The sequence below is a fragment of the Oceanobacillus neutriphilus genome (assembly GCF_014645515.1).
Classification (GTDB): domain Bacteria; phylum Bacillota; class Bacilli; order Bacillales; family Amphibacillaceae; genus Oceanobacillus; species Oceanobacillus neutriphilus.
In genome coordinates, this window is sequence record NZ_BMLW01000007.1 from 215,561 (window position 1) to 238,423 (window position 22,863).

At 38.7% G+C, this 22,863-nt stretch carries 23 protein-coding genes; 16 read left to right on the plus strand and 7 right to left on the minus strand.

Annotated features, from left to right (window positions below):
• Positions 1 to 18: 18 nt before the first annotated feature.
• Positions 19 to 999 carry a zinc-dependent alcohol dehydrogenase family protein gene (locus tag IEX29_RS13245; RefSeq protein ID WP_373290677.1) on the plus strand — a complete coding sequence of 327 codons (981 nt, stop codon included), beginning with the start codon at positions 19 to 21 and terminating at the stop codon, positions 997 to 999.
• 91 nt (positions 1,000 to 1,090) lie between these two features.
• Entirely contained in the window at positions 1,091 to 1,969 is an 879-nt protein-coding gene (locus IEX29_RS13250; RefSeq protein WP_188734865.1) for an AraC family transcriptional regulator, read from the plus strand.
• A gap of 419 nt (positions 1,970 to 2,388) precedes the next feature.
• On the opposite strand, the gene IEX29_RS13255 is transcribed toward IEX29_RS13250, so the two are convergent.
• Together IEX29_RS13255 and IEX29_RS13260 are read right to left on the minus strand one after the other, a co-directional pair.
• Positions 2,389 to 2,895, minus strand: coding sequence for a hypothetical protein (locus IEX29_RS13255; protein WP_188734866.1), 507 nt, complete (start codon positions 2,893 to 2,895; stop codon positions 2,389 to 2,391).
• A gap of 72 nt (positions 2,896 to 2,967) precedes the next feature.
• Positions 2,968 to 3,426 carry a hypothetical protein gene (locus tag IEX29_RS13260; protein WP_188734867.1) on the minus strand — a complete coding sequence of 153 codons (459 nt, stop codon included), beginning with the start codon at positions 3,424 to 3,426 and terminating at the stop codon, positions 2,968 to 2,970.
• A gap of 254 nt (positions 3,427 to 3,680) precedes the next feature.
• Here IEX29_RS13260 and IEX29_RS13265 point away from each other — a divergent pair, with 254 nt between their 5' ends.
• The 6 genes from IEX29_RS13265 (at position 3,681) to IEX29_RS13290 (ending at position 7,331) form a co-directional block, all read left to right on the plus strand.
• Complete coding sequence (locus tag IEX29_RS13265) at positions 3,681 to 3,980, plus strand: Dabb family protein (RefSeq protein WP_188734868.1); 300 nt, start codon at positions 3,681 to 3,683, stop codon at positions 3,978 to 3,980.
• Between the two features lie 101 nt (positions 3,981 to 4,081).
• The gene (locus IEX29_RS13270; RefSeq protein WP_188734869.1) at positions 4,082 to 4,699 is read left to right on the plus strand and encodes an NUDIX hydrolase; all 618 of its coding nucleotides are present in this window, start codon (positions 4,082 to 4,084) and stop codon (positions 4,697 to 4,699) included.
• A 207-nt stretch (positions 4,700 to 4,906) separates the two neighbouring features.
• On the plus strand, positions 4,907 to 5,686 hold the full coding sequence (locus IEX29_RS13275) for an HAAS domain-containing protein (RefSeq protein ID WP_188734870.1): 780 nt from the start codon (positions 4,907 to 4,909) through the stop codon (positions 5,684 to 5,686).
• Positions 5,687 to 5,716: 30 nt separating this feature from the next.
• Positions 5,717 to 6,205: a nucleoside 2-deoxyribosyltransferase gene (locus IEX29_RS13280; RefSeq protein WP_188734871.1), complete on the plus strand. Its 489-nt coding sequence runs from the start codon at positions 5,717 to 5,719 to the stop codon at positions 6,203 to 6,205.
• A gap of 177 nt (positions 6,206 to 6,382) precedes the next feature.
• Positions 6,383 to 6,862: a GNAT family N-acetyltransferase gene (locus tag IEX29_RS13285; protein WP_188734872.1), complete on the plus strand. Its 480-nt coding sequence runs from the start codon at positions 6,383 to 6,385 to the stop codon at positions 6,860 to 6,862.
• A gap of 16 nt (positions 6,863 to 6,878) precedes the next feature.
• Positions 6,879 to 7,331, plus strand: coding sequence for a DinB family protein (locus IEX29_RS13290; protein ID WP_188734873.1), 453 nt, complete (start codon positions 6,879 to 6,881; stop codon positions 7,329 to 7,331).
• Positions 7,332 to 7,570: 239 nt separating this feature from the next.
• On the opposite strand, the gene IEX29_RS13295 is transcribed toward IEX29_RS13290, so the two are convergent.
• The 3 genes from IEX29_RS13295 to IEX29_RS13305 form a co-directional block, all read right to left on the minus strand.
• Entirely contained in the window at positions 7,571 to 7,909 is a 339-nt protein-coding gene (locus tag IEX29_RS13295; RefSeq protein ID WP_188734874.1) for an NIPSNAP family protein, read from the minus strand.
• Between the two features lie 76 nt (positions 7,910 to 7,985).
• Complete coding sequence (locus IEX29_RS13300) at positions 7,986 to 8,789, minus strand: GNAT family N-acetyltransferase (RefSeq protein WP_188734875.1); 804 nt, start codon at positions 8,787 to 8,789, stop codon at positions 7,986 to 7,988.
• Between the two features lie 106 nt (positions 8,790 to 8,895).
• The gene (locus tag IEX29_RS13305; RefSeq protein WP_188734876.1) at positions 8,896 to 9,870 is read right to left on the minus strand and encodes a glycine betaine ABC transporter substrate-binding protein; all 975 of its coding nucleotides are present in this window, start codon (positions 9,868 to 9,870) and stop codon (positions 8,896 to 8,898) included.
• Positions 9,871 to 10,223: 353 nt separating this feature from the next.
• On the opposite strand from IEX29_RS13305, the gene copZ reads away from it, so the two are divergent.
• From copZ to IEX29_RS13320, 3 genes are all read left to right on the plus strand, one after another.
• Positions 10,224 to 10,430, plus strand: coding sequence for a copper chaperone CopZ (gene copZ, locus IEX29_RS13310; protein ID WP_188734877.1), 207 nt, complete (start codon positions 10,224 to 10,226; stop codon positions 10,428 to 10,430).
• Between the two features lie 122 nt (positions 10,431 to 10,552).
• A complete protein-coding gene (locus tag IEX29_RS13315; RefSeq protein ID WP_188734878.1) occupies positions 10,553 to 12,979 on the plus strand; it encodes a heavy metal translocating P-type ATPase in 2,427 nt (808 codons plus the stop codon).
• A 3-nt stretch (positions 12,980 to 12,982) separates the two neighbouring features.
• The gene (locus tag IEX29_RS13320) at positions 12,983 to 13,150 is read left to right on the plus strand and encodes a hypothetical protein (protein WP_188734879.1); all 168 of its coding nucleotides are present in this window, start codon (positions 12,983 to 12,985) and stop codon (positions 13,148 to 13,150) included.
• Positions 13,151 to 13,206: 56 nt separating this feature from the next.
• Here IEX29_RS13320 and IEX29_RS13325 read toward each other — a convergent pair whose 3' ends face one another.
• Positions 13,207 to 14,073, minus strand: coding sequence for an SDR family oxidoreductase (locus IEX29_RS13325; protein ID WP_188734880.1), 867 nt, complete (start codon positions 14,071 to 14,073; stop codon positions 13,207 to 13,209).
• Between the two features lie 271 nt (positions 14,074 to 14,344).
• Here IEX29_RS13325 and IEX29_RS13330 point away from each other — a divergent pair, with 271 nt between their 5' ends.
• The 3 genes from IEX29_RS13330 to IEX29_RS13340 all read left to right on the plus strand — a co-directional run bounded on the left by IEX29_RS13330 (position 14,345) and on the right by IEX29_RS13340 (position 17,340).
• Positions 14,345 to 14,785, plus strand: coding sequence for a hypothetical protein (locus tag IEX29_RS13330; protein WP_188734881.1), 441 nt, complete (start codon positions 14,345 to 14,347; stop codon positions 14,783 to 14,785).
• A 268-nt stretch (positions 14,786 to 15,053) separates the two neighbouring features.
• A complete protein-coding gene (locus IEX29_RS13335) occupies positions 15,054 to 16,097 on the plus strand; it encodes an ArsR/SmtB family transcription factor (protein ID WP_188734882.1) in 1,044 nt (347 codons plus the stop codon).
• Positions 16,098 to 16,110: 13 nt separating this feature from the next.
• A complete protein-coding gene (locus IEX29_RS13340; protein ID WP_188734883.1) occupies positions 16,111 to 17,340 on the plus strand; it encodes an MFS transporter in 1,230 nt (409 codons plus the stop codon).
• A gap of 109 nt (positions 17,341 to 17,449) precedes the next feature.
• On the opposite strand, the gene IEX29_RS13345 is transcribed toward IEX29_RS13340, so the two are convergent.
• Positions 17,450 to 18,601, minus strand: coding sequence for an acyl-CoA dehydrogenase family protein (locus tag IEX29_RS13345; RefSeq protein WP_188734884.1), 1,152 nt, complete (start codon positions 18,599 to 18,601; stop codon positions 17,450 to 17,452).
• A gap of 267 nt (positions 18,602 to 18,868) precedes the next feature.
• Here IEX29_RS13345 and IEX29_RS13350 point away from each other — a divergent pair, with 267 nt between their 5' ends.
• On the plus strand, positions 18,869 to 19,561 hold the full coding sequence (locus IEX29_RS13350) for an ABC transporter ATP-binding protein (protein WP_188734885.1): 693 nt from the start codon (positions 18,869 to 18,871) through the stop codon (positions 19,559 to 19,561).
• Positions 19,558 to 22,821 carry an ABC transporter permease gene (locus tag IEX29_RS13355; RefSeq protein ID WP_188734886.1) on the plus strand — a complete coding sequence of 1,088 codons (3,264 nt, stop codon included), beginning with the start codon at positions 19,558 to 19,560 and terminating at the stop codon, positions 22,819 to 22,821. The genes IEX29_RS13350 and IEX29_RS13355 overlap by 4 nt, the downstream gene beginning before the upstream one ends.
• The last annotated feature ends 42 nt before the right edge of the window (positions 22,822 to 22,863 follow it).

Sequence of the window (22,863 nt, forward strand, 5' to 3'; positions counted from 1 at the left end):
TAGAGAGGATATCTTAAAGTGCAAAACAGGTATATTTATTGTGATACATTTGGTCATCCTAATGAAGTATTAGAGATGGGAGAAAAAGAGATTTGCCCGCCCAAATCAGATGAAGTGCTGGTCAAGATGTTAGCCAGACCAATTAATCCATCTGATTTAATTCCTGTAAGAGGCAGCTATTCACACAGAATTCCTCTCCCATATATACCCGGGTATGAAGGTGTTGGGATTGTAGAGGATGTTGGAGATTCAGTAAGTACTGATCTTATTGGAAAACGTGTTCTGCCATTACGAGGTAAGGGGACGTGGCAGGATTTTGTAATAGCGCCGGCAAGGTTTGCTGTTCCCGTGCCGGAATCGATTGATAATATCATTGCTGCGCAGCTATATATTAACCCTGTTACTGCATGGGTTACTTTGACAGAAATATTGACATTACAGCCTGGTGGTGTACTGCTAGTTAATGCCTGCGGGTCAGCGATAGGGCACTTGTATGCGCAGTTTGCCAGAATTTTAGATTTGTGTTTGATTGCAGTTACGAGAAATAGTAAACATACACAGACACTTTTAGATCTTGGTGCTTTTGAAGTGGTGGATACATCCAGACAATCACTTTTTGAGGCTGTGATGGAAAAAACAAATGGAAAAGGAGCAGATGCAGCGATTGATTCGTTGGGGGGAAGCGCGGGTACAGATTTAGCCGGCTGTTTGCGGAGCCAGGGACAATTCTTAAGTATCGGATTGTTATCTGGAGAGCAAATGAATTGGGGAGCTTTTGCTGATAAGGTGAAAATGAATATTTTTCATTTGAGGCATTGGAACAGGAAGGCAGGTCATGAGGAATGGCAGAGAACCTTCCAGCAAATTATAAACCTTGTGGAAAAACAGGAACTATTGCTTAGCTTTGAGAAAGCAAAATATGAATTAGCAGATATAAAACACGCTATTGATGCAGTTGCTGACGGCAGAAAAGGAAAAGTGATTTTATCCAGCAGTTGATGCCTCGTAACCGATAAAACCCGTTTCTTTTTTGTAGAGTGATTTATGCAGGCAGCCTCTATACTTGAATTAATGGAAGGAGGGAAAGGAAATGCAGAGCAGAATGAATAAAGCATTACAGTATATTGAGGAAAACCTGGATGTGGAAATCGATGAGAAAGAAATAGAGATAATTACCGGTACGTCGATTTACCACTTCCGGCGAATGTTTTCTTTTTTAGCAGGGATGACATTGACTGCTTATATCCGTAACCGAAAGCTTTCCAATGCAATGTTTGATTTGTTACGGGATGATGTTAATGTGACAGATACTGCTTTTAAATATGGTTATCATTCTGTTGACGGTTTTTCCAGAGCATTTCGTGAATGGGCTGGATTTAAACCTTCTGAAGTGAAAAATCAACAGAAGCAACGTCTTAGTCTTAAAGCCTTTCCAAAGCTCACCTTTCAATTAACGATTCAAGGAGGAGCAGAAATGAATTACCGAATTGTTGAAAAAGAAGCATTTAAAATTATTGGTGTCAGTAAACAGGTGCCGATACAATTTAAAGGAGTTAATCCAGAAATTGAAAAACTGGCGCAAAGTATTACGGAATCCCAGAAAGGAAAAATGCATCAATATGCTAATTTAGAGCCTGGGCAGGTAATTAATGCTTCTTATCATTTTGATGAAGGAAGAATGCAGGAAGAAGGATATTTAAACCATATGATTGGCGTAATGACAAATGAAAAAGGGTCCTTTGAAGGGCTCGATGTGCTGGAGGTACCTGCTTATACCTGGGCTATTTTCTCATCACAAGGGTCGTTCCCTGAAACAATGCAGGAAACATGGGCAAAAATAGCATCTGAATGGCTTCCTTCCTCGGATTATGAGCTAGTGAAAGCACCGGAAATTTCTGTTGTAGAGGATTATAGTAATCTTGATAATGTGTATAGTGAGATTTGGATGGCTGTACGGAAAAAGAAATAGCAGGAGCATAGATAGGAAAAACGAGGCACTGATTTGGCGCCTCGTTTTTTCATAGGTTTGTATTCAGTGATTATACAACGATATAGGGCTCTATTAAATCCACACACCCATATAGGATGCGAACTAGAATTCAAGGCTCCTCGGCGATTCAGACAAAAATTTCAATCCACGCACCCATATAGGATGCGAAGCACACACAAATCAACCCTCACACACCAAGGCTTAAAGCCCTGAAAAGTGCTAACCTAATCAAAATTTGAAATTATTTCCTTTTATTATTGGGGGATTTCGCTGAAACCCTTGCTATAAAAGAAGTGCTAACCTCCTTAGTAATCTATGTGCGCCTCAGGTTAGCACTAAATATTACATCACGCTTATCATATTTTATACAAAATTAGATTGCTTCACACAAGATATGTTTAATCCTCTAAATTATAATTAATCCACATTCCGTAATCGGGAAATGTTAACAGGGATGGATTAGGGTAGAGCAATTGGACATCTTCGGTATTATCATTAATTATTTCTAAATAGGCTGTTCCTTCTACTGTTTCTCCTGGAGCAATTTTTCCTTCAGAACCATCATATAAATCTTGAACAAGTTCATTATCTAGGACAAGGTACGGAGAATGCCCTACAAGCTGCTTATCTGCTATATATGGCTGAGGAAAGGTTTGATGTAGTAATACTTCTTCATCTAGTTGATTTTCGAATGTCATATCTATTGCAATAAAACCATCACTATCATCTCTTTGGTCAATCTCTTCTGGCTCTTCAGTGATTTCGACATTACCAATATTAACCTTATAAAATGTATCACCACCATAATCAACTATATACATATCTTCTCCAATATTATAGGTGCCGATCTGATCTCTGCGCTCATCCTGCGGAGTATGGAAAACAATCTCAGGTACATCCTGCATGAAATTCCACATGAGTGCATTTGTATAAGGTGCTTTTTCTTCTGTAGCAATAGCTCCAACCAGATCCTTGGATTAACCTTCTTCTAAATTTTCTTGGAAAGGCTCCATAATGTCAGTGAATGTATCGTTTTCAGGGTAGCTTAAATCAAGATCTGTGTCTCCATTAGGTCCTGCATATTCTGGGATGACATCTCCCAAACTCATGGAACGATCTCCGATATTTTCCACGGTATAATCGACAAATACAACAACATTCTCCTCTGAAGGGGAAGAGATGCTGTCTTCAATAAATTCCTGATGCTCTTCTCCGTCTTCCGTCCATATATCGTTAACAGTAATCTCTGCAGGGACGCCGGAACTGTATCCTTCCAGTTCAAATGTTTCGCCAATCTCGTGATAGAGATGAGAGCCTTCTTCGGGGGATTCGTTGTCGTTTGTTTCTTCAGCAGGGGCTGCGGCAGTATTTTCGCTTTCATCGGATGTATTTGTGCCTTCACTGGTTCCATCAGAATCAGAACTGCATCCAATCATCAAGGTTGTTATTACGATGCATAAAATGGATAGGAAGAAATAAGTTGATTTTTTTCTGTTTTGGCCATCATTTAGGTCCTTTCGTTGAATTTTTAGAAATTTGGGTAAATAATATCTTATTTATACTTTAGCATTCTAGTAAAACCATTTCAAATGATACTCGGTATGGGTGCAATATATGAATACGTTATCAATGTGAGGTAAGCCAGTCTGTGTTAAACTTTAACTATAAAATGAACAGGGAGCTGTAAGCCATGATAAAGCATATTGTACAATGGAATCATCGTGAAAATTTTAGTGAAGCAGAAAAGAAAGTAAATGCAGATAAAATCAAAAATGAATTAGAAAGTTTAAAAGATAAGATAGACGGTGTTGCTTCTATCAACGTCATTATTAATCCTCTGGCGACAAGCGATCGCGATATTATTCTGGATAGCGAGTTTGAGACGGAGGAGGCATTACAGCAATATCAAATACACCCGGAGCATGTCCGTGTATCAAGCTTTGTGAAAGAGTGTGTGCAGGATCGTGTCTGTGTAGACTATCAGCTATAAATATAGATAAAAGCAGTGTAGAAAGATGTTCTATGCTGTTTTTTTCACATAGAGATATAGCGTTATTTACAATCAATTAATTGCGGAAAGGATGTATTTTGATGAGTGATAAGTGGCTGGAATGGGCGAAGCAAATCCAGGCTATTTCTCAAGCGGGATTGACTTTTACAAATGATATGTATGATAAAGAGCGTTATGAACAGCTGCGTACATTAAGCATCGAAATTATGAATGAATATACCGGATTAGATTTCCAATCCATTCGTGATTTATTTGCTAATGAAGTAGGTTACCAGACTCCGAAAGTCGATGTAAGGGGTGTCGTTTTTAAAGATAATTGTATTTTAATGGTCCGTGAAAAACATGATGGTGCCTGGGCGTTGCCGGGTGGTTTTTGTGATATTGGAGAATCTCCAAGAGAAAATGTTACCAAAGAAATTCAGGAAGAAGCAGGTTTTCATGTCGAGCCCAGAAAGCTGCTGGCTGTTTTTGATACAAATAAACACCCGCATCCACCGCAGCCTTATCAGTATTATAAATTGTTTATCCAATGCGAGATTATCAGCGGGGAAGCGAAATTAGGAATGGAAACAAAAGGGATTGATTTTTTTGCAGAAGATAATCTCCCTGATCTCTCGTTAAACCGGAATACAGAAACACAAATCAAATGTTTGTTTGAATTTTTAAGAGATCAAGAGAAGCCGACCTTATTTGATTAATATTGTACTGTCATAAAAATTACTTCTTCAAGTGAGGAGTAATTTTTTTATGTCCGAAATTCTTGTAAATCAATGTGAAGTCCTTTAAAATGAGGATGTTTTGTAGGAGATATCTGCTTAGCCAAATGGAAATAATACAATTTAAAATCTAAATAAGATGATTTTAAAATATCAATGCGTTGATAAATGATAGAAGGGGGTATTGAAATGGACCGGACGAAATTAAGCCCGGAAAGTAATCGATTTATAGAAAAACTGCGGCTGTATTTGTTTTCTCAGGGCATAGAACAATCTGATATCGAGGAAGCGGCAGATAATTTAGCGCAGAAGCTTTATGAGATGGAACAAAATAACGAGTCTATTAAACAAATTACGGACAAATCACCGCAGGAATATTTGGATGAGCTAAAAGAAGAAGTGAATAAAAAGAAGAACACATCTGTGTCCTGGCTAATTCCATATATCCTTATAGGTGCAATTATTTTTATGGTATTTGGTGACGTCTTACGGGGTGTATTATATGGAGAAATCGTAGCATACAGCCTTTTTAGAATTTTGAGTACGGTTGTTATTGGACTATTATTTATCATTGGATCTGCATTTGCGGTGAGATACACTTCTAAAAATCAGTTATCTGAATCAAAAAAATATGGGATTCTAGCCATTCCCGCAGTGATTAGTGTGCTTTTATTCATAGCAGCTTATTTTATGGATGGTTATGTGGCAACATCGCTTGTTGCGATTCAATTTTTAGGAAATATACTTTTATTAGGACTCTTGACAGTAATAGCAATACTGCTGTCTGTTTGGGCGAAAACATGGATATTGCCTGTTATTTTAATTGCTTGGAATTTTCCTCCGCTGATTTTGGAAAGTACGCGGCTTGGAGTAGATATGCAGGCCTTTCTGAGTATCATCCTGACTGTTCTGATTGTCGGGATCTATATCTATTTGGAGTTTCAGAAAGAGCAACAGGAGAATGAGTAAAAGAAATAGAAAAGATAAGAGGTGCTTAAAGTGAAAGGTTATTTGGCAAATGGATTATTTTCAATGGGGGACCGTTATGTAAATGAACAGCTGGCAAAAGCTATTCGAGAGGCTGTTCCGGAAATAGACTTATATGTACCGCAGGAAAATGCAGCAATTAATGATAAGACTGCTTATGCAAATAGTGAAATCATTGCGGAAGCAGATTTATCCAAACTGGAAGAAAGTGATATTTTAATAGCAGTACTGGATGGAGTAGAAGTGGATTCCGGTGTAGCTGCTGAAATAGGAGCTTTTTCAATGCTTAACCGCCCAATTGTCGGGGTATTTACGGACACCCGCCAGCAAGGAAGAGATAATCAGAAAAAGATAGATGCACTTGTAGAAGATGGTTTAGAAAATCAATTTGTGTATCGGAATTTATTTTTGGTGGGATTAGTAAAAAGAAACGGTGTAATTACCTCTTCCTTAGAGGAAGCAGTGGAGGCTGTTCTGGAGATAAAGAATAAGCAAATATAAAGATTTTAAGAGGAAATCAAAATTGTCATTTCGAGCTTTGTATAGAATGTGTTTGATTTTCTCTTTTTTAGATATACAGTATGAAAATATTTAAAAAATTCTAAATTGCATAGACCTAAAATAACAAAAAGATGTTAAACTGGAAACTAAGTTACATTTAATACGAGGAGAATATATATGGAAAAGACAGAAGCAATATCGTTAAAGCTCTTAACAGAAGCGTACATAGATGATTTGAATCGATTTAAGCTTCCGGAAGAACAGCATCAATTTACTGCATTGCCTCAAGAAATCTCTGATCTGGCTGAAGGCCAATATGGCGTCATGATTATGAACGGCGAAGAACCGGTTGGTTTTTTTCTGCTCCATCAGACTGATCGTGTAAAAGAATATTCAGAGAATCGTAAAGCTATTCTTTTAACTGCTTTATCTATCAATCAGGTTCATCAGCGGAAAGGGTATGCCAGAAAAGGAATGACATTACTTGCGGAGTTTGTGAAGGATGTATTTCCAGAATGTGATGAGATTGTATTAGCAGTGAATCATAGAAATATACCAGCACAAAAGCTTTATCATAATGTCGGTTTTGCAGATACGGGTAAACGGAAGGAAGGTCCTAAGGGCGAGCAGTATATTATGGCTTTACAATCATTTTAATTTAAGGAGAGATTTTATGGGCAAAGTATTTACGGAGTACAGTAAGACAATTGATGAGGTTTCCAGGTTAAAAGAAGCGGATGAGCAAATACTTGTCACTCCGATTAAGGAAGATGCCTGGTCCATAAGAGAAATTATTGGCCATATGTATTACTGGGATGATTATAACCTTCAAAATATGGTTTCTCAGATAGCTAATGGTGCCAATTTGCCGGCATTTCCGGATCATGATGCTCAAAATGAAAAAGCTGTCCAATCGCTTGAAGGTCAATCTGTTTATCAAATAATAGACTTATTTATAAAGCGGAGAGAAGAATTTTTAAATGCAGTAAGAAAAGTAGATAAGCAGGACAGGTTTACGATTGGAAGCGGAAAAAGAGCTTTTTCGGCAGAAAGCTTTGTGAAAATATTTGTGAAGCATGATGCACATCACTTAAAGCAAATCGAGATTTTTTTAGCGGCTCATTGATAGAAGAGGAAAGTATCTTTTGGAGATAGAGAGTATTATCTTTTCCTCAGGAAGCCAGCAAAGGAATCAAACTATTTGCTGGGGGCAAAATAGCTTCTTTTGATTTGAAAAAAATGGGATTATATATCTTAATGATAAGTGAAAAAGATTACAGGGGAATAAATTGAAACGAGTTCCAGTGAGCATACCAGGAAGTTATTGCCCACCGGAACTCGTTTTTAAGGTTATGGAATATTTTGTTAATCAAGAGTAGATTGCAGCTTTTCATTTTTTACGTCTAAAATATAATTCCGCAGAACATATTCTTTTCCGCCATACTTGTCATACCATGCCTGGACTTGCTTTACATGCTCCTTGTCAGCCCGGATAGCTGTTTCAATTCGTAAATAGTCCTCGTAGCTGTCATATTCCCAGATAGCAAAAATTTCTGAGGTATTGTCTTCATTTTCTATCATCCAGCGTCCAATAAGACGGGACCCATACTTTAACTGATTAGGGAGATTTGTTTCCTTGAAATGTGCATTTAATATTTCCGTGAATTCAGATTTTACCAGGTAGTATTTTCGTCTGTAAAACATCGCTTCAACTCCTTTGAACCTATCCTAATAAAATATTAAATAAAATACATCATCTTGAAACATCTTTTTACTATTCCTATTCAAAGTTCACAAATACCTTCAGTTTATCAAACGTATCAAATCCAAGTCTCTGGTAAATATTTTCTGCTTCAGGAGACGCTTGCAAAGTGCAGTACGCTGCATCTTCTGCCTTTGCTGTGCTTAGCAGATGACTTGTTAATTTCGTTCCAAGGCCATTACCTCTTGCACCCTTTAAAGTGGCAATATCGTATAAGCCTGCAATACCGTCTGAAAAGAATATGGAACCTATCGCTGCAGGCCTTCCTTGATGATAGCCGATAATATGCTGGAAATTATTATCCTCTAAAAGGATAGACTGTGCAGCTTTTTCAAAATAGGTTTGAATTTGTTTTTCTTCATTCGTGCCTGTATATAAGCTGGAAAGGATATTACCGAAAGTAATGAATTGTTCAGGACTTGCAGCTTTTTGAAAGTGAAAGTCTGCATCAACATTGGAAGCAATAGGCTGGAAGTCTCCAAGGTCTGCAATCATACCTAAATAATCTGTTCCATAATCATTCAATCCGGTTTCTTTAAATAAACTAATAACATCTTTCTGCCGATTCCAGCACCATACGTTTATGGGGTATTTTCTGCTGTTAAAATAATCAATGATTTCTTTAAAAGTACTATGATTTAGGGGATAACCGGTTTCAGGGAGTGTGACGACATTGAAATTATAGGATGGAAGGTGCGCATCTGTATAAGTAAAACCATCTGCTGTTTCATGAATTTTTGCTTCCTTTAGGATAGCCGCTCTTGCTTTTATTTTTGCGTTTAGGTTGTTTATCATCATTTGCTTTTGTTCAGTTTGATTCATATTTCTGCTCCCTTACCTTGGAATAAAATGCCACAGTCTTGGATGAATTTCATCTCAATTACTGTGGCATCGGCCAAACGTATTTTTTATTAAAATAATTCGATGTTTACTCTAAAGCCTCTTTTACTTTTTCCTCCGCTTCATCTGTCACCCATTCTGTCCAAAGATCTTCATGCTCTTTCAGGAATCTTTCAGCAGCTTCCTCTGTACTCGCATCTTCCTCCTGAATATACTGCAGGGCATCACTGGCAATTTCACTGGAGGTTTCGTAGTGACTTAGAAACTCTACAACTTCCGGTGCCCAATCCTCTAAATCATTGCTTACAGTAATATCAATATCTTGTGCACCCATTTCTGAAAATGGTCCTTCCGGGTCTTCTTCTAAAATTGGTGTCATATCGTACATGCCCATGACCCAATTGGGTTCATAGTTATAGCCAATCCAGGGTTCGCCACTTTCATAAGCATCTAACAGAGAAATGTTAATCGCTGATTCAGAGCCGGGGCGGAAGTAGTTATAATATTCATCTAAACCGTATTCATCAATTCCATCAGAGAGCATTTTATCGACCTCCCAGCCGGATATAGCGCCGACAATTCGTCCTTTACTGCTATCATCAGGATCTTGGAAAACTTCCCAATATTCCGCTAAATCCGTAACGTATTCCAGGTCTGGCGTCATTGGTTCAATGCCGCGTTCAGGATCTCCTTCAATCATATAAGTAGGAACATACAGGCCTTGAAAGTTATCGTCAAAATTGACGGATACCTTTTGATAATCACCGTTTTCTATACCTTCCGCGTAAGACTCACCAAGATTTTGAGTCCAGACTTCCATATGTATGTTGATTTCCTGATCCTTCATACCGGTCATTAATGCAGCTGCTGAGCCAGTCATTGTTTCCGTATCATAACCATATCCATTGGAAATAATAAAACCGGCGACTTCATTGTGAAATCGTAAACTGTCCCATCCTTCATCGGCTAAAACAATTGCTCCTCCTTCGTTTGTCTTTTCTCCACATGCAGCAAGCAGAATGAAGGAAAATCCGATGAGCAAATAGCTTAATTTCTTTTTCATAATAAAATTTCTCCTCACTTCTCTACGACTATAATAAAAAATTTACTTGGTAAATAGACCTATCTTTAAGAATAACGGGAACATAGAGGAGGGGCAACCGGACAAGAACCTTCATATAGGTTATAAAATGCCGTTAAGCTGCGAATAAACGAGATTTCTTTTAGATAATCATATAATACAGGTTTATTTGTCGGAATATCGTGAATTATAAGGAATTTATGTGTTTATGAAAGGATTCACCTGGTAAATCATCTTTAAATCGAGTGCAGGATAATTTAAAAAATGAATTTTCTTGACAATACCTATGAGGGGTATGTTAAGATGAATATATAAGTTAAGAGGAGGTTAATAAAATGACTAACGAAACAATTCAGGTTCAAGGTATGTCATGTGGTCACTGTGTCAGCTCTGTCGAAGGAGCAGTTGGTGGATTAGATGGTGTAGATAAAGTAAATGTTCATCTTCAGGAAGGAAAAGTAGATGTTTCCTTTGATGAAGGGAAAGTAAAGCTGGACGAAATTACAGAAGCAATTGAAGATCAAGGATATGACGTTGTATAAATTGAAAAACATCTCGTTTCGAAATTTATTTAGATAATTGTTAAAAGATCGTGCAATATATTTTCTGCACGATCTCCTTTTTAAATAATTACATACCCTATATAGGTATGGAGGTGGTTTGAATGGAAGCTAAAAAAGAAGTCACATTGCCTATTGAAGGGATGACATGTGCGGCCTGTGCAACCCGGATTGAAAAAGGTTTAAAACGGGTAGACGGGGTGGAAGATGCCAATGTCAATTTTGCGATTGAAAAATCAACGATTCACTATAATCCCGAGCAAACATCAGTAGAAGCGTTTGAGAAGAAAATTGAACAGCTGGGCTACCATGTTCAGCACGAAAAGCAGACCTTTGATGTAGTGGGAATGACATGTGCAGCTTGTGCCAACCGGATTGAGAAGCGTTTAAATAAAGTGGATGGCGTGACGGAAGCCAATGTCAATTTTGCATTGGAGAATATGGCGGTGGAATATAATGAAAACCAAGTAACTGCCCAAGATATGATGGAGGTTGTCAAAAAGCTTGGCTATGCACTGAAACCTCAAGTATCTAAAGAAGAGACAACAAACCGGAAGGAAGAAGAGATTCGTCATCAAACCGGAAAATTTATTTTTTCCGCTATTTTATCGTTTCCGTTATTATGGACGATGGTGACGCATTTTTCCTTTACCTCATTTATTTACTCACCGGATATGCTGATGAATCCATGGGTACAGCTGGCACTGGCAACACCAGTGCAATTTATCGCAGGGAAGCAGTTCTATGTAGGAGCTTATAAAGCGCTGAGAAATAAAAGTGCAAATATGGATGTTCTCGTTGCATTGGGAACCTCGGTAGCATATCTTTACAGTATTTTTCTCGGAATAGAATGGCAAATGAACGGCGCTGTTGGCATGCCTGAGCTGTATTTTGAGGCTGCTGCGGTGATCATTACGTTAGTATTGCTTGGGAAATTATTTGAAGTTCGTGCAAAAGGGCGTACTGGTCAGGCTATTAAAAAGCTGCTGGATATGCAGGCAAAAACTGCCCGTGTTATCCGTGATGGCAAAGAGCTGGAAATTGCTATTGAAGAAGTAGCTGTCGGCGATCAAATTATTGTTCGTCCGGGAGAAAAAATCCCCGTTGATGGAGCAATTTTAAAAGGAAAATCAGCTGTTGATGAATCAATGATTACCGGAGAAAGTATCCCTGTCGATAAAAATATTGGGGATACAGCAATAGGCTCAACCATTAATAAAAACGGCATGCTGACTATTGAAGCAACCAAGATTGGAAAAGATACAGCACTTGCCCAAATTGTGAAGGTAGTGGAAGAAGCGCAGGGAAGCAAGGCCGATATTCAACGTGTAGCAGACCGGGTATCTGGAATCTTTGTTCCTGTTGTTGTCGGGCTGGCTGTCATAACATTCCTTGCCTGGTATATCTTTGTGGCGCCGGGAGATTTACGTGCAGCTTTAGTTCCTGCGATTACCGTTTTGGTTATCGCCTGTCCTTGTGCACTTGGTTTGGCGACACCGACTTCAGTTATGGCCGGTTCAGGCAGAGCTGCGGAATTAGGCGTTCTATTTAAAGGCGGGGAGTATTTAGAAAATACACGATTAATTGAAACAATTGTATTAGATAAAACAGGAACAGTAACGAAAGGTGAACCAGGGCTGACAGATGTCGTTCCTCAAGGGGATGTTACAGAGGAAGACTTATTAAGAATGGCAGCTTCAGCCGAGAGGCATTCGGAGCACCCGCTTGCAGAAGCAATTGTCAAAGGTGCAGACGAACAGAATATTTCATTAATCGAAACAATCGATTTTCAATCGATACCCGGCGCTGGTATCCAAGTGATCTGGGAGGGAGAACCTCTCTTTATTGGAACAAGAAAATTAATGAAACAGCAAAACATTGATATCAGTGTTTTGGAAGATAAAATGATGGAACTGGAAGCTGATGGTAAGACAGCAATGCTTGTCGGTTTTCAAGGAAAGCTTACAGGAATGATTGCTGTTGCTGATACCGTAAAAGAAACTTCAAAGGCAGCTATCGAGCGCTTGCATGAACAAGGACTGGAAGTGATTCTGCTTACTGGCGATAATGAACGGACAGCGCAGGCGATTGCGAAAGAAGTAGGCGTAGACCGTGTTATTGCAGAGGTTTTACCAGAGCAAAAAGCAGATGAAATCCAACGGCTTCAGCAGGAAGGTAAAAAAGTTGCTATGGTAGGTGACGGCATTAATGATGCTCCTGCCTTAGCCATTGCAGATATTGGAATGGCGATTGGTACAGGAACCGATGTCGCGATAGAGGCAGCCGATGTAACGTTGATGCGCGGGGATTTACACAGTGTAGCTGACAGTATTGAACTGAGCGCTAAAACAATGCGGAACATTAAACAAAATCTATTTTTCGCCTTTGCCTATAACTCTGCATCCATTCCAGTTGCTGCGATTGGATTACTAGCTCCTTGGGTTGCCGGTGCAGCAATGGCATGCAGCTCTGTATCTGTTGTTCTTAACGCTTTAAGACTGCAACGCTTGAAGCTGAAAAGGGAGGCATAATCCATGTCGATTAAAAAATGGGTGAGTATCGGGATTATCTATGTATGTGTTGTTGTTATTGCATACGGTGTGATTACAGGGAAGAATCCATTTGAAAGTAAGGATATAGAGCCTCATGATCATGCCGCAGGGCAAATCTTAGAAGTGAATCAGAATGATTATTTCATATAGAAATAGAAAATAGCCGGTATTCTCTCATCAGAATACCGGCTATTTTTGTAGGCTGCTTAAGACGATGTCCAGCTTCCTCCGTTAATATGGATAGCTTGTCCCGTCATATAAGAAGCTTCTTTGGAGGCAAGCATCACATAAGGCCAGGCATGCTCGGAAGGTTGCCCGGGACGGCCCATTAGAGAATCCTGTCCAAATTGCTCTACTTTATTTTCATCAAATGAAGATGGGATAAGTGGCGTCCAAACTGGTCCTGGAGCAACGGTGTTCGCGCGGATACCTTTTTTAGCCAGACTTTGTGCGATACTTCTGGTGAAAGCAGTAATAGCGCCTTTGGTTGCTGAATAATCCATTAACGTGGCATTTCCTTTATAAGCATTGATGGATGAAGTACTAATGATGGAATCTCCCTCTCCCATATAGGGAACAGCTGCTTTTGTCAGATAGAACTGTGAAAAGAAATTCACACGGAATACTTTTTCAAACTGTTCAGAAGGAATATCCTCTACATTTTCCTGAACGAATTGGATGCCGGCATTATTGACTAAAATATTGATACCGCCAAATGCTTTGACGGTTTTTTCGACCAAATCAATACAATGAGATTCTTCTTTAATATCCCCGGGAAGCAAAAGGCATTGAACTCCTTCTGCTTCAACGGATTTCTTCGTTTCTTCTGCATCGGTATGCTCATCTAAATAGGAGATTGCTACGTTTGCTCCTTCTTTTGCGTATAAAATGGCAACAGCCCGGCCGATACCGCTGTCACCGCCAGTAATCAGCGCATTTTTTCCTTTTAATTTGTCTGTTCCTTTATAATCATATGGTTGATGCGGGAGCGGATTCATTTTTGATTCAAGTCCCGGCTGCTTGTCTTGTTTCTGTCTAGGAGTACCATTCTTCTGCATTTCTGTCGGTTCCATTCATGTGTTCCTCCTTTAATCATTTTTTCATGTGTTTAGCAACATTTTTCCACGTATAGGTATTTTATAAACATATTTATCGGAAAAGAATCTAAAGCAATGGCTTTTAAAAGAACCATGTGGATTAAACAAATGAACTTTTTCCATTAGCTGTATTCTTCCTGTTTCTTTCAGTGCAATTTAGGGAAAAGATTTTTAAGAGCCCAATGATAGATACTCAGACAATAAGATTATTTTCTTCATAACAATGTCAAGGAGTTGAACGATTGATATGAGTTCGTTTTTGAAGAAACTGGAAAGGCAATTAACACTGCCCTTTTTTACGCCGACAATTGACAGTTACCTCGCACTTGGATTTGCTTTTGCCGGTTCTTTTGCGGTGAGTTTTATTCGGGGAATTATCCCCTTGTGGCAGCTGGTGCTGTATGCTGTTATTCTCCTAATCATTATCACGCCGATTCTTAGAATGATAGGCAATAAATGGAGAGAGAAAAAGGGGATTAAAGAGGAGGACTTGAAGCCTAATAAGCTGGTGGATCACATCGTACTCAATGTGCTTCTCGGTTTTACGGTTGTTTGCTTTGTAATTGCGCTGATTATAAATTTATTAGCGGAATCTTTTAACTGGGCATGGATAGGATTTCATGTATTTGCTATTCTATTTGTCTATCTTGTCCGTTTTATACATTTTAAACGGTTGGAAAAAAGCTGATAGTTAATGATGTTTATATTTTCCAGTGACGAGCTTGCTTTCTGTTCTCCTGCATTGTTATGCCCTGCCTGATAAAAAGCACTTTCTTACGGTTAAGAGAGTGTTTTTTATAGGATAAATAAACTTTATAATATATGCCTGTAAAGTGCTTGATAATGGGGTGTCAGAAAGATTTAGTTAATATGATTCTACAAATATAAAATAATATGTTCTATATTTGTAGAATATATGATACGATAGATTTAATAAAATAAAGAGGAGCGATAGTATGGATGTTTTGCAATTAACAAGCAGAGAACGCGAGAGTTACGATGTTCAATTAACGTACTCCATCCTATGGGAGTGTGCTTTAGGAATCGCAGCAATAACAAACACAAGATTGCTGGATACATTAGAGAAGCCAAAAGAATATTGGATACAGACGAGAGAATCTATGTCAGCAGAGCTATCTGAGGAATTGGAGTTTGTTGAGCAAAATAATACATGGAAGGCATTACTGCAAATACTTCACCAGGAGGAATTTTTAAGTCTGGATGCGTTTCAGCAATATATACAGGATTTAACGGATATAGAATTGAAATTTATTTGCCTGCCCTTTGTCGGGAATCAGTATCAAGCATATCGGGAGCAGGCTGCCCAAGGTGAGGAAATAGCAATAAAAGAGCTGATGCGTCTTACTGCTAACAATCCCTTTTTTCCATCATATATCGAATTTATCAGCAATTGTGAAGCGGAGCCTTTCAAAAAGCATCTGATTAAGGTCATGGACAGCTGGTTTCAAGAAATAGTGAAAGAGAATCAACAGGAAACGGAAGCGATTTTGGAAAAAGATTATCAATCAAAAAAGGAGATGCATCAAAAAGTTTCTTCGGAAGAATTAGTGCAATGGGCCACAGGCGGAGTTACCTACACACCTGAACCAAGTGTACATACTGTCTTATTAATTCCTCAATATATTTATCGTCCTTGGAATATTGAAGCTGATATGGAAGGAACAAAAGTATTCTATTATCCTGTTTCCAATGAAAGTGTGTCTCCAAGTGACCGGTATATGCCGGATTATTTTCTAGTTCAAAAATTTAAGGCATTGGGGGATGAAGTACGTCTGAAAATGGTTAAAATGCTATCTGAACATCCAAGGACATTACAGGATATGACGGAAAAACTGGATATAGGGAAATCAACCATCCATCATCATTTGAAGATATTAAGAGCAGCGAAAATCGTAGAAATCATTGATTCAAAGTATTGCTTGAAAAATAATATATTTACTCTGTTAGCAAAGGAATTTGACCGATATCTGGAAAAATGAAAGGATGAAGCGGATGGATGCACCAATCTTTAAAAACAGATCGTTTCTTTCCATATGGGTTGGCAATGGAATTTCGGAGCTGGGAGGTGCTTTCGGGACCTTTTGTAATTCCATTTTAATCTATCAATTAACAGGTTCGAAATTAGCATTGGGGAGTATGTGGCTGTTATATTTTATCCCATCTTTAGTCCTCCAGCTGTTTATTGGCCCGTTTATTGATCGGTGGAGCCGGAAATGGATTTTGATTTTCTCTCAGATGGCAAGAGGATTTATCTTTCTTGTACCGCTATTTGCCTTATTGACAGACAGCCTGCTGCCATGGCACATCTACCTGGTGCAGATAATTGTTGGATTAATCACACCGCTCTATGTTCCGGCAAATCAGGCGATAACTCCTTCTATCGTGGCAAAGAATCAATTAGAAGCGGCTAATGCATACCTGGAAGGGACGGCACGGTTAATGACTTTCACAGCTCCTTTTTTAGGGGGAATTGTTATTGAATATTTGGGCGTCTTGCCGACGGTGGTTTTAGTCAGCACACTGCTTTTATTAAGCGGTTTCACGTTATTTTTTATCCAAGAGTCCAGAACCCCGCAAAAAACGAGAGCATCATGGTTAAAGGAATTTACAGAAGGTCTGACTTACTTTTTCAAAAAGCGGGTTATCGTCTGGCTGGGCATATTTTTGGGGTTTGTCCAGTTTGGTGTTGGTGTGACAATGGTTACAACACTTCCTTATATAACAGAGGAACTATCGGGAAGCTATGCAGAATACGGTTATTTTATGGCTGGATTTCCGGTCGGTTTTATTTTAGGTTCTATCCTGGTTGGTAAACTGAAATATAAAAGTCGCAGAAGGTTAATGCTGGGAGCATTATTTACCGGCGGAATTACGTTTGTTTTCTTATTTATCAATACAAGTGTTTTATTGGGAATTCTAGCAGAGGTAACAGGCGGAATTGCCATGGCTGTTTTCGGAATACATAATACAACAATCTGTCAAAAAATTATACCTAATCATTTAATGGGAAAGATATTTTCTGTACGGCTGTTGATTATTAGATGCATGATGCCATTAGGTGTATTGGCAGGTGGTTTTTTAAGTGAAGTTTGGGGAGTTCGTCCATTGTATTTAATGATAGGAATGTTGATAAGTACTACTTCTTTATTGGGAATACTGCTTCCGTATTTTAAATTTTTGGATGGGGATTTAGAAAAAGCAAACGAAGAGAAGCTGGCTTGAAAAAAATAAGCTATATGAAACCAGGTTTTCATATAGCTTATTTTCATGAGTTTTATTTTGCGCCTTTATCATTTGTTTTATAATCCAAAAAGCATGATGATGAAATACTTTACAGTTCCCGTATGGACTTATCTGCCAACTGCATTATCGTCATATCATCCATCGGCGGATTGTGCAGACCGGCCCGGACATCACGGTAATAGCGTTCAAAATTATTTTTCAGCTTGAGGCTTTGAGCACCGACAACACGCATGGCAAGATCTACACCCTGCACGGCTTTATTGGTGACAGACAGCTTCACAGCTCCTAATTCAGGACCCATGGTATTTCTGGTTTCTTCATTACTGTTATCCCACTTTTCGGCAACTGCATGAAGGAAGTATTGGGATTCCAGCAAAATAAGCTCTAAATCCCCAAGCTTTTGTTTTACATTCGGCAGCTCAGAGATTGTTCCCTTAATGCTGTTTGGTGAATAACTTGTTGCAAAGGCAACAGCATCCTTCTGGGCAGCCTGTGCAATACCAAGATAGCATGCCGGAATATGCAGTAACCAGCCTGCTGGTTTTCTTTTCTGATTCGATGTAATTTCAACAAGATTCTCTTTACCTAAATGAACCTCTTTTAAAACGAGATCATGACTTCCAGATCCGCGCATCGCGATAGAATCCCATGTTTCTTCTACGTTCACACCTTCCCGGTCATGCTTTACAAGAAAATTACCAACATCGTCTGTGCCATCAATGGAAGCACTGACCACAAAATAAGTTAAGATTGGAGACAGTGTCGTAAAGGTTTTCCGTCCAGTAATTACCCATCCATCACCTTTTTTTACAGCTGTTGTTTCCGGTTTGCCGCCGCGGGTCGGACTCCCTGTTGCTGGCTCGGTAGCAGCATTATTTAATAATGCACCATTTTCAATAACATCTTTAATAACCTTCGTATAAATATTTTTGTCCCAAGATCTGCTTTCACCTAAATGCTTCATAATTCCCATATGCCAGCCGATAGACAATGCAGTTGAGCCGTCTGCCTGAGCAATAACCTGCTGATAGGTAAGCAGTTCATCAAGTGAAATACCAGCCCCACCATCCTCTTTTGATACAGTGAGTGAAGGATAGCCGATTTTTTGCAGATCTTTAAAGTTTTCATAGGGAAAAGCGCCGTCCGGAAGCTGACGAATACGTTCTCCAAAGGGTTTAATTATTTTGGATAAAAGTTCGACTCGCTCTTCTTTTGTTTGTAAGTCTGTTAAATTAGTCATACTATTATTCCTCCTTGAAAAAGACAAAGTATGTTAATCAGATTTGTATTATTTATATTATTTCATTGATAGAGAAATAGTTCAATTATCTGATAGAAATTTGAAATGAATTGCCTTTTTTATGTCAGCGTGATAGGGTATTAATAACTTTGTGTGTGCTAATAACCAAATAAAACTAAACTGAAAAAAGATTTTTTGCATCTTTTTTTGAAAACGCTTTCTTTATAGGGATTCATTAATGAGAATATAAAAGTAGAGGAGGATTAGATGATTGAAAAAATATCATGCTGTGACGCAGGCAGAACGTTTCAAGGAGATGGTATTGAAATACCGGCCATACGTAATGTAACGCAAGAATTCCATAGAACTGATTTTACCGCTATTGTCGGGCCTTCTGGGTCAGGTAAGTCCACTTTGTTAAGTTTGCTAGGGACATTAGAGCGGCCGAATTCAGGCACAATACTTTACGATGATGTAGAAATTATAAAAAAAAGCAATAAAAATCTTGCTGATTTTCGATTTCATGAAATTGGGTTTATCTTTCAACAGTTTCATCTGCTTCCAAGTTTAACCTCCTTAGAGAATGTACTCACACCACTTTTTGCACGAAAAGTTTCCTATTCTAAAATAAACCGGGCCAAAGAAGTGCTTACACAGGTTGGCTTGTCGAACAAATACAATTCCTTGCCCTCACAGTTATCTGGTGGTCAGCAGCAGCGAGTAGCAATAGCCAGAGCAATTGTTCATAAACCAAGCTGGCTGCTGGCTGATGAACCGACAGGAAATCTGGATACAGAAACAGGACAACAAATTTTTCAACTCTTACAGGAATTGCATCATAAAGAAGGATGTGGAGTTATTTTTGTAACGCATGATGAAACATTAGCTTCCAAAGCAGATAAAGTAATAACGATGAAGGATGGTATTATTGTGCAGGAATTATCCGGAGTAAAGAGATGATTCGGTTTATTTGGGAGAATTGGCGGCGAAGAAAGGAAAGACTCATCCTGTCATTGATAGGTGCTCTTATTATCAGTGCTGGACTTACCTATCTGGTTGGTGCGTCAGACGCAAGCAAAGGAACGATTGTTAATACACTGCAGGATAGCTGGACAGCTTCCTATGATATTTTAGTCCGTCCGGAAGGGTCGAGAAGTATAACGGAAGAGCAAGGATTATTAGAGCCTAACTACTTAAGCGGAATGGACGGCGGAATTAGTGTGGAACAATATGAAGCTGTTAAACAGATACAAAACATTGAAATTGCTGCACCTATTTCCATGATTGGATATGCTTCTTATACAGTAAATTTTCAACCTATAGAAATAGAGGAAAATGGAATTTACAGGCAAAGGTTAGAACAAATTATGGATAATGGGGTTCAAGATATAAACACTACTTCCGATTATTATTTTGCGTATGGGGACTGGCCAGTTACGGAAGAAAACTTGGCAGGAAAGGGATCAGAGTATGGTGTAGGCAGTACCCCCAATTATTTAAGCGTATATACGCAAGCATTACTGGCAGGTGTTGATCCTGAACAAGAAGCAAAACTGGTTGGTTTGGAAGAAGCGGTAATTCCGACTGGTGACAGCAGATATTTTCGTGACGAAGATACAGGAGTACGTACAAATGATACAAGCGGCCTGGATTCAATCCGTTTTCCTGTCATTGTAAGTACACATGCTTTTGATGACAAACAAGTTGAATTTACTTTGGAGCGTTTGAATATCCCTTTTGATGAAGGTACAGCTAATAATACTCTGGAAGAAATTAAGGATAATGGAGGGACCGATTATCTGGATACATTTTCTGGGCAAGACGGAAAGCACTATGCATACTCCTCTGAGGAAGCTTTCTCGATGTTGGTTAATAGCATTACCGGTGTTGATATCGAGACAGGAGAATCTATAGAAACAAATACTGTAGATGATTCGGTAACCTGGATGAATTTTCGTCCAAGTCCGCTTGAATATCACACAATTAACAGCCCGTTTGAGGATAGATGGCCATTTGCCTATCAAGTTGAACCATTTGCGAATAATCTGGAGACAAAACCAGATTTTGTTGGCATTCACTCCTTTAGAGAACCTAAGGTTTTTGGTGAAGTCTCTAGTGATTGGATACGGATAAGCCCAAATTGGATAGGTTTTTATGATCCGGGAAAATTAGATATATCAACAGACCCAACCAATGAATTGCCCATGGAGACATACCGGCCGGCAACTGCTGAATTGGTCATAGATGCAAATAATGAACCTGTGAATCCTTCTGTCATCTTAAAGCCCACGGATAATCCGTATGATTTTCTGACTAACCCTCCCAATATGCTTACAACCATTGATGCAGCGGAAGAAATTTTAGGAGAAGCACCAATATCTGCAATTCGGGTAAAAGTAACAGGTGTTACAGAGATGAATGAAGAAAGTCAGGCTATTTTAGAAAAAGTGGCAGCGGAAATAGAAGCAGAAACAGGATTAATTACGGACATTACACTAGGCTCTTCCCCACAGTTAGCCTTGACCTATGTCCCTGCTATTAATGAAGATGAAGCAATCGGCTGGCTGCAACAGCCCTGGGTAAATATTGGTTCATCCATTTCAGTATTTAGAGAATCGAAAATAGGTTATTTTGGTATTATTGCAAGCGTGATAACTGTAGCAATTATTTATGTTTGGGCTTCTATGATTATGTCTTTATTAGCCAGGAGAAAAGAGTTTGCAGTACTATTGTCACTTGGCTGGCGCCCAGGACAATTAAGTAAATTATTATTTATAGAGGCTGGCATAATTGGGTGCTTTGTAGCGATGGTATCCTGGAGTATACTTGGCTACGTCTATCTTTCAGCGGATGTCTTCATTTCGCCTATGCGATTTTTGCTGACGGGATTGGCGGGTTTGCTCATTTATTTATGTGGTGCAATAATTCCTGCTATATCCATTAGAAATATTCGCCCGTACGAAACGATACGGATAGGAGAATTTTCTAAGCGTGCTAGAGGCTTTTTTAGAACGCAGGGTGTGTTCTCAATGGCTGTCAATCATTTTATGGGAAAATGGCGCCGGAGTTTATTATCCATTATATCTATTGCTTTGCCTACGGGGTTACTTGTTTTATTTCTTCATATTACCTTTCGGCTGCAGGGAATTATGTATACGACTTGGCTGGGGCAATATACAGCATTGGAAGTAAGCACGCTCCATTATACAGCAATGATTGTAGCTTTAATCATTGCCATTATGACGACTTCAGAGATTATGTGGCAAAATATATCTGAACGCGAACAAGAAATGGTGTTACTTAAAGCAATTGGCTGGAAAAATAGCAGTGTCAGGCTATTAATCTGGTCAGAAGGGATATTAAGCGGAGTATTTGCTGCAATAATAGGTCTTGCATTTGCTTTTAGTTCCATGTGGGTGATGTATGGTCAATTTCCGACAGATGAAATAGCCTTTATACTCTGTACGGGATTAATCCCGGTATTAATTGGTGTTATAGGAACAATTATTCCAGCTGAGCGTGCAGTCAGAATGAACCCGAATCGAGGAATTAGCGGATATTACTCCAATAAAAAATCCTCCGATAAAAAGTTAAAAGCTGTAATAATAGGAGCGCTGGCAATATTAACTGGAAGTTTTATTTATATGATGGTACAGGTTATTCCGGAAATATCAGAAAGTGCATCATCGAATGAGGCTGTACCAGATAATGAAATTGCCCCAACCCAAGGAGAATTGCTGGAAGCTGAAAAAAATGAAGATAAAGAGAATATGAAGCAAGAAGAGCAAAATGAACAAGAAGAAAATACTGATCTTGCTGAGGAGCGATATGATGTCGTATTAGATAGAGATGAAAGACTTAGCTGGTCTGTCGTCGAATATTATATAGATGAAGTGAACGAGGATTTTTCTGAGGATGGAGAGGCCGGTTTACTGGAGATAGAATTTACGTATATAAATAAAGATAACAGAGAACATCAAATGAATTTAAATCAAAATTTCACGATTCGCAGTTCTGGAGATGCTTTCGGGGAAGTTTATAAACCTATTGATATCGAAGTGATTAAGAAAAAGAATTGGAATGAAGAAGAAGGATGGTTAGAAAGCGAAGGAGAAATAACGGCAGTGATGAGATTTGAGGTCCCTGAACAAGATGCAGACTATCTTTTTCATTTTTCATCCTATGAATATCCAGGTGGAATTCTGTTTGTGTTAAGGTAATAATGTACATCCATGTAGATTGATACTAGTATGAGGGTATAA

Coding starts and splice junctions, on each gene's coding strand:
- IEX29_RS13250 (WP_188734865.1), top strand. CDS start 1,091: ATGCAGAGCAGAATGAATAAAGCATTACAGTATATTGAGGAAAACCTG.
- IEX29_RS13255 (WP_188734866.1), bottom strand. CDS start 2,895: ATGCAGGATGTACCTGAGATTGTTTTCCATACTCCGCAGGATGAGCGC.
- IEX29_RS13260 (WP_188734867.1), bottom strand. CDS start 3,426: ATGATTGGATGCAGTTCTGATTCTGATGGAACCAGTGAAGGCACAAAT.
- IEX29_RS13265 (WP_188734868.1), top strand. CDS start 3,681: ATGATAAAGCATATTGTACAATGGAATCATCGTGAAAATTTTAGTGAA.
- IEX29_RS13270 (WP_188734869.1), top strand. CDS start 4,082: ATGAGTGATAAGTGGCTGGAATGGGCGAAGCAAATCCAGGCTATTTCT.
- IEX29_RS13275 (WP_188734870.1), top strand. CDS start 4,907: ATGGACCGGACGAAATTAAGCCCGGAAAGTAATCGATTTATAGAAAAA.
- IEX29_RS13285 (WP_188734872.1), top strand. CDS start 6,383: ATGGAAAAGACAGAAGCAATATCGTTAAAGCTCTTAACAGAAGCGTAC.
- IEX29_RS13290 (WP_188734873.1), top strand. CDS start 6,879: ATGGGCAAAGTATTTACGGAGTACAGTAAGACAATTGATGAGGTTTCC.
- IEX29_RS13295 (WP_188734874.1), bottom strand. CDS start 7,909: ATGTTTTACAGACGAAAATACTACCTGGTAAAATCTGAATTCACGGAA.
- IEX29_RS13300 (WP_188734875.1), bottom strand. CDS start 8,789: ATGAATCAAACTGAACAAAAGCAAATGATGATAAACAACCTAAACGCA.
- IEX29_RS13305 (WP_188734876.1), bottom strand. CDS start 9,870: ATGAAAAAGAAATTAAGCTATTTGCTCATCGGATTTTCCTTCATTCTG.
- copZ (WP_188734877.1), top strand. CDS start 10,224: ATGACTAACGAAACAATTCAGGTTCAAGGTATGTCATGTGGTCACTGT.
- IEX29_RS13315 (WP_188734878.1), top strand. CDS start 10,553: ATGGAAGCTAAAAAAGAAGTCACATTGCCTATTGAAGGGATGACATGT.
- IEX29_RS13320 (WP_188734879.1), top strand. CDS start 12,983: ATGTCGATTAAAAAATGGGTGAGTATCGGGATTATCTATGTATGTGTT.
- IEX29_RS13325 (WP_188734880.1), bottom strand. CDS start 14,073: ATGGAACCGACAGAAATGCAGAAGAATGGTACTCCTAGACAGAAACAA.
- IEX29_RS13330 (WP_188734881.1), top strand. CDS start 14,345: ATGAGTTCGTTTTTGAAGAAACTGGAAAGGCAATTAACACTGCCCTTT.
- IEX29_RS13335 (WP_188734882.1), top strand. CDS start 15,054: ATGGATGTTTTGCAATTAACAAGCAGAGAACGCGAGAGTTACGATGTT.
- IEX29_RS13340 (WP_188734883.1), top strand. CDS start 16,111: ATGGATGCACCAATCTTTAAAAACAGATCGTTTCTTTCCATATGGGTT.
- IEX29_RS13345 (WP_188734884.1), bottom strand. CDS start 18,601: ATGACTAATTTAACAGACTTACAAACAAAAGAAGAGCGAGTCGAACTT.
- IEX29_RS13350 (WP_188734885.1), top strand. CDS start 18,869: ATGATTGAAAAAATATCATGCTGTGACGCAGGCAGAACGTTTCAAGGA.
- IEX29_RS13355 (WP_188734886.1), top strand. CDS start 19,558: ATGATTCGGTTTATTTGGGAGAATTGGCGGCGAAGAAAGGAAAGACTC.